Source organism: Streptomyces fuscigenes, assembly GCF_021556455.1.
GTDB lineage: Bacteria > Actinomycetota > Actinomycetes > Streptomycetales > Streptomycetaceae > Streptomyces > Streptomyces fuscigenes.
This window is the reverse complement of sequence record NZ_JAKGCV010000222.1, coordinates 1-8977: the sequence shown is the minus strand read 5'-3', so window position 1 is coordinate 8977 and position 8977 is coordinate 1. Positions and strand designations below refer to the sequence as shown.

The 8977-nt window shown below is 76.2% G+C and carries 8 protein-coding genes and 1 pseudogene; 6 read left to right on the top strand and 3 right to left on the bottom strand.

What is annotated here, in order from left to right:
- Positions 1–999: GAP1-N2 domain-containing protein (locus tag L1885_RS17860; RefSeq protein ID WP_443732429.1), on the bottom strand; the 999-nt coding region annotated here is incomplete at its 3' end.
- A gap of 205 nt (positions 1000–1204) precedes the next feature.
- On the opposite strand from L1885_RS17860, the gene L1885_RS17855 reads away from it, so the two are divergent.
- The 3 genes from L1885_RS17855 to L1885_RS17845 all read left to right on the top strand — a co-directional run bounded on the left by L1885_RS17855 (position 1205) and on the right by L1885_RS17845 (position 4474).
- Positions 1205–1879 carry a nucleoside/nucleotide kinase family protein gene (locus L1885_RS17855; RefSeq protein WP_372481969.1) on the top strand — a complete coding sequence of 225 codons (675 nt, stop codon included), beginning with the start codon at positions 1205–1207 and terminating at the stop codon, positions 1877–1879.
- A 262-nt stretch (positions 1880–2141) separates the two neighbouring features.
- Positions 2142–3095 (top strand): DUF1444 domain-containing protein, encoded by a 954-nt coding sequence (locus L1885_RS17850; RefSeq protein ID WP_235798128.1) that lies wholly within the window; start codon positions 2142–2144, stop codon positions 3093–3095.
- A 239-nt stretch (positions 3096–3334) separates the two neighbouring features.
- A complete protein-coding gene (locus L1885_RS17845; protein WP_235798127.1) occupies positions 3335–4474 on the top strand; it encodes an aminopeptidase P family protein in 1140 nt (379 codons plus the stop codon).
- A gap of 90 nt (positions 4475–4564) precedes the next feature.
- Here the strand turns inward: L1885_RS17845 and L1885_RS17840 are convergent, their stop codons facing one another.
- Positions 4565–5263: an SDR family NAD(P)-dependent oxidoreductase gene (locus tag L1885_RS17840; protein WP_235798126.1), complete on the bottom strand. Its 699-nt coding sequence runs from the start codon at positions 5261–5263 to the stop codon at positions 4565–4567.
- A gap of 102 nt (positions 5264–5365) precedes the next feature.
- Here L1885_RS17840 and L1885_RS17835 point away from each other — a divergent pair, with 102 nt between their 5' ends.
- On the top strand, positions 5366–6205 hold the full coding sequence (locus tag L1885_RS17835; protein ID WP_235798125.1) for a helix-turn-helix transcriptional regulator: 840 nt from the start codon (positions 5366–5368) through the stop codon (positions 6203–6205).
- Positions 6206–6344: 139 nt separating this feature from the next.
- Here L1885_RS17835 and treZ read toward each other — a convergent pair whose 3' ends face one another.
- Positions 6345–8096 (bottom strand): malto-oligosyltrehalose trehalohydrolase, encoded by a 1752-nt coding sequence (treZ, locus tag L1885_RS17830; RefSeq protein WP_235798124.1) that lies wholly within the window; start codon positions 8094–8096, stop codon positions 6345–6347.
- 180 nt (positions 8097–8276) lie between these two features.
- Here treZ and L1885_RS17825 point away from each other — a divergent pair, with 180 nt between their 5' ends.
- Complete coding sequence (locus tag L1885_RS17825) at positions 8277–8825, top strand: FHA domain-containing protein (protein ID WP_235798123.1); 549 nt, start codon at positions 8277–8279, stop codon at positions 8823–8825.
- Between the two features lie 50 nt (positions 8826–8875).
- A pseudogene (locus tag L1885_RS29410) lies at positions 8876–8977 on the top strand (sugar ABC transporter permease); the annotation flags it as partial.

Here is an 8977-nt window from a genome sequence, read left to right as displayed (position 1 = left end):
CAGGCGGCCCCCGGGCAGGGCGTCCGCCGACTCGAAGACCCCGGGCGCGCCCGCCAGCCATATGCCGGCCGCGGTGGCCGCCCAGGTGGCGGTCGTGTCGGTGGGATCGGCGGGCTCCGCGGGCGCGAGTTCCCCGGCGCCGGGGAACGGCCGGTGGGCACCGATGCCGGGCGCCCCGCCGGGATCCCCGCCGTCCGGCGCGCCCTCCGGCGTACCGTCGAAGATCAGGAAGCCGCCGCCGTCCTGGGCCCGGCGGCCCGTCAGCGACGCGACGTCCTCCGGCCGCACGCCCACCACCTGCTGCGGCGCCGGCCCCGGGCGCCGGGTGTACGTGGTGAACGTCAGCCTCCGCGCCGACGCGGCGGGCAGCGCCGCCGAGGCGAGCGCCAGCCAGCGCGCCACGTCGCTGCTGTCCCGTTCCACCAGGAACAACCGCGACAACCGGCCCCCGCCGTGCGCCTGCCGGCCCTCGCAGACCTCCCGCACGGCGGCCAGGAATCCGGCGAGGCGCGCCGCCCTGGTGACGGCGAACGCCACGAGGGCGGCCGTGCCGAGCGGCCCCCCGGGCGCCGGGGACGGCGCGAAGTCACCGAGCGGCGTGACCCGCCCGTCCGCGGGCGCCGAGTCCGCCCACTGCGGGTCCTCCCAGGCCGCCAACGGCAGCCCCCCGCCGGGGAGTCCGGTGCCGGCCGGGATGACCACCGCATGCGTGTGGAACGCGCACCAGCGGCCGGTGTGGCCGACGCCCGTGCACACCGAGCGGGCCAGCAGCGTGCTGCCGTCCGAGAGCCGACTGTGGCTCAGGGACCGCGGGAAGGCCGCCAGTTCGGCGGTCGAGGGGTGCGGGGGCGCGTCCCGCGGCGGCTCGTACGCGAGCAGCGCCTCCGCCTCCTTCAGGACGGCCTGCGGCACACCGGGCGCCACGGCGGTGAACCGCGGGCCGGGCGCGTCGGAGCCGCCCTCGGGCGCCGAGGTGTAGTGCAGCTGCGCCAGGCTCATAGCCGGGACCCTCCGTACCTGCGTGCCCTGTTCGCCGTGCGGGACCCCGCTGCCGCGCCGTTCCGCTCCCGGCGGTCCGGCCCGCGGCGACCCGGCGGCGTGTCCGGCGCGGGAGAGACGGTCCTCGCCGGAAAGCTTTTCAGATCGCGGGGTGCGGAGTCGAGCGGCCCCCGCGCCGCGGGTGCCCCGGGCCGCCCCCGCCACAATGGCGGGCATGGACGCACACCGCTTCGAGGGGCTCCTGGCCCGTGCCCACCGCCTCGCCGCGCCCGGCGGAAGGGCGCTGCTCGGCGTCGCGGGCGCCCCCGGGGCCGGCAAGTCGACACTCGCCCGCCGCCTGGTCGAGACCCTGCGGCAGCGCCACGGCGCCGGCACGGCCGTGCTCGTGGGCATGGACGGCTTCCATCTCGCCCAGGCCGAGCTGGAGCGGCTCGGCAGAGCCGACCGCAAGGGCGCACCCGACACGTTCGACGCGGCCGGCTACGCCGCCCTCCTCGCCCGGCTGCGCGCGCCGCGACCCGGTGAGGTCGTGTACGCACCCGCCTTCGACCGGTCCTTGGAGGAGGCCGTCGCGGGGAGCGTCGCGGTGCCGCCGGACGTGCCGCTCGTCGTCACGGAGGGCAACTACCTGCTGCACGACGCGGCGGGCTGGGCCCCCGTGCGCGGCCTGCTCGACGAGGTCTGGTTCCTCGACCCGGACCCGGCGGCCCGGGTGGAGCGGCTGATCCAGCGGCACGTGCGCTTCGGCCGGGAGCGCGCGGCCGCCGAGGCGTGGGTGGCGCGCTCCGACGAGGCGAACGCGCGCCTGGTCGAGGCGGGCCGGGACCGCGCGGACCTGGTCGTGGACGGAGACCCGTTCCCGCCCGACCCGCCGGGGTAGGCCGGACCGGGTCCCGCGCCGTCCCGCCCCGGCCCGGCGCCGCGAGCCGGGCGACGCGCATACCGGTACGGAAACGGATTCCGGCGTGTCGCGGGACTGGGCATAGCATCGAAAGGGCAGGGGGACAACCGACCGGCCCGCGGCGGTCCTCCGGCCGGAGCCGGCGGCAGCACGGCACGGTCCCGCACGGCATGGACGCGGAAGGCGCACATGCACGACAGGGCGCAGCGGCGGAGGACCGATCGAACGGAGGCGACACGGCGTGCGGCTGTTCCGGCGCGGACCCCGGCGTGACTCGCGCGAGACCCCTCGCGACCAGGCTTTCTCCTTCTTCTCGATCGACGAGGCGGCGTACTTCCGTGCCCAGGTCCGCGAGGCGTTCGCCGAGCAGGGCCTCGAGGTGACGCTGTACGAGGCCGCCGTCGTGGACAACGCCGGCCGCCAGTTCGGCCTCGGCAACCTCGCCGCGGTCTGCCACAACGACGACCGCGGCCCCCGCGCCTGGGGCGAGCTCGCCAGGCGGCACGCCGCGATGGTGCTGCGCACCGTGGACGGGCCGTCCGCGCTGGACACGCTGGCGCCCGCCCAGATCAAGGCGCAGCTGTACCCGCGGGTGATCAGCGGCGAGGGCCTCGACGCGGAGAACTTCGGCTATGCGCGCTCCGTCGCCCCCGGCCTGTACGAGTTGCTCGCGCTCGACCTGCCCGAGTCCGTCATGATGCTCACCGACGAGGCGCTCGGCAGGCTGGGGGAGACGGACCGGCTGCGCGAGCGGGCGCTCGCCAACCTGCGGGAGCTGCCCGTCGAGGCCCGCGAGACGGTCAAGGACGAGGAGGGCATGCGGTTCGAGGTCGTCGTGGGCGACTCCTTCTACACCGCGAGCCGCGTCCTCGCGCTGGAGACCCTGGTCCGGCAGACGACCGGGCAGCGCCTCACGGAGGACGGCGCGCTCGTGGCGATGCCCTTCCGCCACCAGCTCGCCTTCCACGTCATCCGTGACGCGGGCGTCCTCCCGTCGCTGACCGGCATGGCCGCTTTCGCCGCGTCCGGCTACGAGGACACGCCGGGCGCGATCAGCCCCTACGTCTACTGGTGGCGCGGCGGCACGATCCGCCAGCTCAGCGAGCGCGACGAGGACGGCGGGGGACTGCGCGTGGTGGTGGACGGCGAGTTCCAGGAGGTACTGGAGCGCCTGGTCACCCAGGGGCCTGCCTAGCTCCGGCCCGGGGCACCCCCGTGATCCGACCCGATCCGAACGAAAGACCCCGGCCGGTCCACGGCACAGCGCCCCCGGACGGCGCGCCGGACGGGCGCGGGTGCGCGTCCGGCGCCGCCCGCCCGTGAGCGGGTCCCCCCGTACGCACCGGCACCCGTCGGGGACCCCGGGCCGGAGCCGCGGGCATCCGGAGTCCTTCGCACTCGCGCGGTCCCGGGGCGCGTTGGCACCATGTGGGGATGTCCTCCACCGCACCGCAGCCCCCGTCCGCCGCCTTCACCTCCGACGACTACCGCGCCCGGATGGCGCGGGCCGCAGCCCAGGCCGCCGAGGCGGGCCTGGCCGGCCTCCTCGTCGCCCCGGGACCCGACCTGACGTACCTCACGGGCTACCGGCCCACCGCGGACACCGAGCGCATGACCCTGCTCGTCCTGGCGGCGGACGGCGAGGCCCGGCTCGTCGTGCCCGCCCTGGAGGCGCAGGACGCCGAGCGCGCGCCGGGAGCGGCGGCCCTGGTGCCCGACCCGTGGACGGACGCCGAGGACCCCTACGCGCTGACGGCCGCCCGGCTGGACGCTAAAGGCATCTACGGGATCAGCGACAACGCCTGGTCGCTGCACCTGCTCGCGCTGCAGGGCGCGCTTCCGCACACCCGGTACCGTGGCCTGTCCGACGCGCTGCCGATGCTGCGGGCCGTCAAGGACGAGCGGGAGCTGGAGCGGGTGGCCGCGGCCGGTGCGGCGGCGGACGCCGCCTACGAGGAGATCCTGCGGGTGCCCTTCGCCGGGCGCCGGGAGGCGGAGGTCGCGGCCGACCTGGCCGCGCTGCTCCTCGCGCACGGCCACGAGCAGGTGGACTTCACCATCGTGGGGTCCGGCCCGAACGGGGCGAACCCGCACCACGAGGCGGGCGACCGCGTCATCGCCCACGGCGACATGGTGGTGCTCGACTTCGGCGGCCTCAAGCACGGCTACGGCTCCGACACCACGCGCACCGTGCACGTCGGCGAGCCGACGGCCGAGGAGCGGCGCGTGCACGACACGGTGCGCGCGGCGCAGGAGGCGGGCTTCGCCGCGGTGCGGCCCGGCGCCGCCTGCCAGGACGTGGACCGCGCCGCACGCGCGGTGATCGAGGACGCAGGCTACGGCCGGTACTTCATCCACCGCACGGGCCACGGCATCGGCGTCACCACGCACGAGCCGCCGTACATGATCGAGGGGGAGGAGCGCCCGGTCGTGCCGGGCATGTGCTTCTCCGTCGAGCCGGGCATCTATCTGCCCGGCCGGTTCGGCGTGCGCATCGAGGACATCGTGATCGCGACGGCGTCGGGCGGGCGCCGCTGCAACACGACGTCCCGCGAGATGGCGATCGTCGGGTAGCGGCCCCGCGCTCCGACCGGGGCGGCTCCGGCAGGCAGCCCCGGCGGGGCGGCTCCGGCGGGCAGCCCCCGCCGGGCCGCGCGCCGGCAGCTACCAGGCCAGCGGACCCCCGTTCTGCTGGAACGTCCCGCTCGGCCCGTCCTCGCCCAGGGTGGCCATCCGGACGATCACCTCGACGTTCTCCTCGACCGGCCCGCCGCCCCCGAAGGCGCGCGTGAAGTCCGTGGCGGTGAACCCCGGCTCGACGGCGTTGACCTTGAAGCCCGGCAGGGCCTTGGCGTACTGCACCGTCAGCATCGACACCGCCGCCTTCGTCGCCCCGTACACGATGAACGGGGCGCGCGAGGCGTGGTGGTCCGGGTCGGTGACGGCGCCGAACGAGCCGAGCGCGCTGGAGACGTTCACGACCACCGGGTGCGGCGACTTGCGCAGCAGCGGGAGCGCGGCCTGGGTGACGCGGACGACGCCGACGACGTTGGTGTCGAACTCCCGCAGCGCGTCCCCGCCGGTGAGCGCGTCGACGTCCAGCGGTGCCCGGCCGATCCCGGCGTTGTTGACGAGCACGTCGAGGGCGCCGGATCGCTCCTCGACGGTGCGCAGGGCCGCCGCCACGGAGGCGTCGTCGGTGACGTCGAGCGGGACGAAGCGGGCACCGAGGGCGGCGGCGGCCGCGCGGCCCCGCTCCTCGCTGCGCGCCCCGGCCCAGACGTCGTGACCGGACTCGACGAGCCTGCGGGCGGTCTCGTGTCCGAGGCCCTTGTTGGCCCCGGTGATCAGCACTGTTCTCATGGCGTCCAGGCTGCGGCGGCGCGCCGGCGCCGGGCAGTGCCCGCCTCTTCCTGGGAAAACCGGTACCAGGCACGCCGACGGGCGGCCCGGCACACTGGAGCCATGGCCACAGCGGAGTTCGGACGGACGGTACGGCGCTGGCGGGACCGGGTCGCGCCGGAGGCCGCCGGGCTGCCCTCGGGCGGTCACCGGCGCGCCGCGGGTCTGCGCCGCGAGGAGCTGGCGCAGCTGGCGGGGATCTCCGTCGACTACGTCACCCGCCTCGAACAGAGCCGCGCGTCGAGCCCCTCGGCGCAGGTGGTCGAGGCGCTCGCCCGGGCGCTGCGGCTGTCGCGGCAGGAGCGCGACCACCTCTTCCGGCTGGCCGGGCTCCTCCCGCCGGGCCCGAAGACCGTCCCCGCGTTCGTCACCCCGAGCGTCCACCGGCTCCTGGACCGGCTCACCGGGACGCCCGCCGCGGTGTACGACGCGACGTGGACGCTGCTGCTCGCCAATCCCCCGTACGCGGCCCTGATGGGTGACCCGAGCGGCCTGCGCGGCATCGAGCGCAACGCGGTGTGGCGGCAGTTCGTCGGGCCCGGCTCGCGGGCCCGCCACACCCCCGAGTCGCTGCGCCGCTTCGAGGCCGCCCTCGTCGCCGACCTGCGGGCCGCCGCCGGCCACTACCCGGCGGACCTGCGGCTGCGCGAGCTGGTCGACGCGTTGCGCGCCGGCAGCGGACGGTTCGCCGAGCTGTGGGAGTCGGGGACCGTGGGCCGGCACGAGAACGCCCGCAAGACCATCGACCACCCGGAGGCCGGGCCCCTGGCGCTGGACTGCGACGTGCTGACCGTCGCGGGCAGCGACCTGCGGATCATGGTCTACACCGCCGAGCCGGGCACCGAGGACGCCGACCGCCTGGCCCTGCTCACCGTGCTCGGCACCCAGGCCCTCCGGGGCTGAGGCCCCGGCCCGGTCCCGGTGCGGTCGTGGGCCGCCGCGGGCGCGGGGCGTGAACGGCGGCCGCACCGGGGGCCGGCCGCCACCACCGGACGACCGGGCAGCCCGGCCGGACGCCCGGTGCGGCGGCCTGCGGCCCCCGTCACAGCTCCGTGAGGACCGCCGCGCTCTCGGCAGGCAGCCGCAGTACCCCGCCGCTCCCCGGCACCGCCACCTCATCCCACGAGGCGAGCACTCGGCGCGGCCCGCCGGACCCCAGCGGGATGTCGCGGGGCCCGTCCGAGAGGTTCACCGCCACGAACACGTCGCCGCGGCGAAAGGCCAGCCACCGCTCCGACTCGTCGTGAGCCACCGTCACGGCGCCCAGGTCCGGGTCGGACAGGTCCGGTTCGGCCGACCGCAGCGCGATCAGCGTCCGGTACCAGGCAAGCAGCCGCCCGTGCGGCTCCCGCTCCCGCTCGGAGCGGTCCAGGCAGGAGCGGTCCCTGGTCGCCGGGTCCTGCGGGTCGGGGATGTCCTCCTCCGCCCAGCCGTGCGCGGCGAACTCCCGGCGCCTGCCCCGGCGCACCGCCTCGGCGAGTTCCGGGTCCGTGTGGTCGGTGAAGAACTGCCAGGGGGTGCCGGCCCCCCACTCCTCGCCCATGAACAGCATCGGCGTGTGCGGGCCCGTCAGCACGAGGGCCGCCGCGCAGGCGAGGAGGCCGGGGGAGAGCGTCGCCGACAGCCGGTCGCCCTGCGCGCGGTTGCCGATCTGGTCGTGGGTCTGCGCGTAGCCGAGGAAGCGGTGCGCCGGTGTGCGCGCCCGGTCCACGGGCCGGCCGTGTGTCCTGCCGCGGAACGTCGAGTACGTGCCGTCGTGGAAGAACACCCGCGTCAGGGTCTTCGCCAGCGCCGCGAGCGGGGCCTGGGCGAAGTCCGCGTAGTACCCCTGCGACTCGCCGGTCAGGGCGGTGTGCAGCGCGTGGTGGAAGTCGTCGTTCCACTGCGCGTGCAGCCCGATGCCGCCGGCCGTGCGCGGGGACGTGGTGCGCGGGTCGCACAGGTCCGACTCGGCGATCAGGAACAGCGGCCGGCCCGTCTCCGCGCCCAGCAGGTCCACCTCCGCCGACAGTTCCTCCAGGAACGTCAGCGCGCGCGTGTCCGCCAGCGCGTGGACCGCGTCCAGGCGCAGCCCGTCGAGGCCGAAGTCGCGCAGCCAGCCGAGCGCGCTGCCCAGCAGGAACGCCCGCACCTCGTCGGAGCCGGGCGCGTCCAGGTTGACCGCGGCGCCCCAGGGCGTGTGGTGGGTGTCCGTGAAGTACGGCCCGAACGCGGGCAGATGGTTGCCGGACGGGCCCAGGTGGTTGTGCACCACGTCCAGCACGACACCGAGGCCGAGCCCGTGCGCGGCGTCCACGAACCGCGACAGTGCCTCCGGGCCGCCGTACGGCTCGTGCACGGCCCACAGCGACACGCCCTCGTACCCCCAGCCGTGCCGCCCCGGGAACGGGCACAGCGGCATCAACTCGACGTGGGTGACACCCAGTTCGACGAGTTCCGGCAGCTGCCGGGCCGCCGCGTCGAGGGTGCCCTCGCGGGTGTACGTGCCGACGTGCAACTCGTAGAGGACGGCCCCCGGCAACGCCCGGCCGGGCCACGCCACCCGCCGTTCGTACGTCTCCGGCCCGACCACCGCGCTCGGGCCGTCGGGCCCGTCCGGCTGGCGGCGCGAGCGCGGGTCGGGCAGGACGGGGCCGCCGTCCAGCGAGAACCCGTACCGGCTGCCGGGCCGCGCCCGCGCGTCCACCGTCCACCAGCCGTCCCTGGACACGTCCCGCCGCATCGGCAGGTCTTCGCCGTCGAGCCGCAGCACGACCCGGTCCTCGGCCTTCGGCGCCCACACCTCGAACTGCACAGGTCCCCCTCGTCCGTCCGCACGTCACGGTCGCCTCCATGGTGACAAGTCGCGGGGCCCGGCGCGGGGGCAGCGCGCCGAAAGGACGCGGGTTCCTCGTCGCGGGCGCGGCCCGCCGGGCCCCGCCCCGGCCGCGACCCGTCTGGACACCCACGGCGTGTCGGCCCGACAATCTGCTGTGTGACGTCCTCCTTCGACCAACCCGTGTACCCGGCACGGCCCTCCGACGCCGAGCGCGACCGCGTCCTCGCGGTGCTGCGGGAGGGCGTGGCGGCGGGCAAGCTGTCCCAGGACACGTTCCTGCGCCGGATGGACCTGGTGCTCGCGGCCCGCAGGGCGGACGAACTGAAGCTCCTGACGGCGGATCTGGAGAGCGAAGGCCGGTTGTCCCGGCGGCTGTTCGGCGCCGTGGGCCGGCTGTCGGCCTTCTCGCTGCGACTGCGCACGGCGTGGCAGGCGGAGCGGCTGCCGAAGCTGCTGCTGCCCCAGCCCGGGCCCTTCCCGCTGCGGATCGGGCGGGATCCGGCCAACGGGCTGCGCCTCACCCACGACACGGTCTCGCGGCACCACGCCGAGCTGAGCATGCGGGACGGGCTGTGGGTCCTGCGCGACCTCGGCTCGACCAACGGCACGACCGTCAACGGCCGGCGTGTGATCACGACGACGGTCGTCGCCGACGGCGACCAGGTCAGTTTCGGCCGCATGAGTTTCCGCCTCGCGACGCACTGAGGCGCCCCGGCGCCCAGCTCTCCGGGCCCCGGTGGCGAGCCGCCGGCGGACGTGCCGTGCTCGCCGCGATCTTCTTCGTGCCCCTGCTGCTGTCGGTGACGGCCGTCTCGGTGCTGTGGCGGGCCCTGCTGGACCCGAACTTCGGGGTGCCG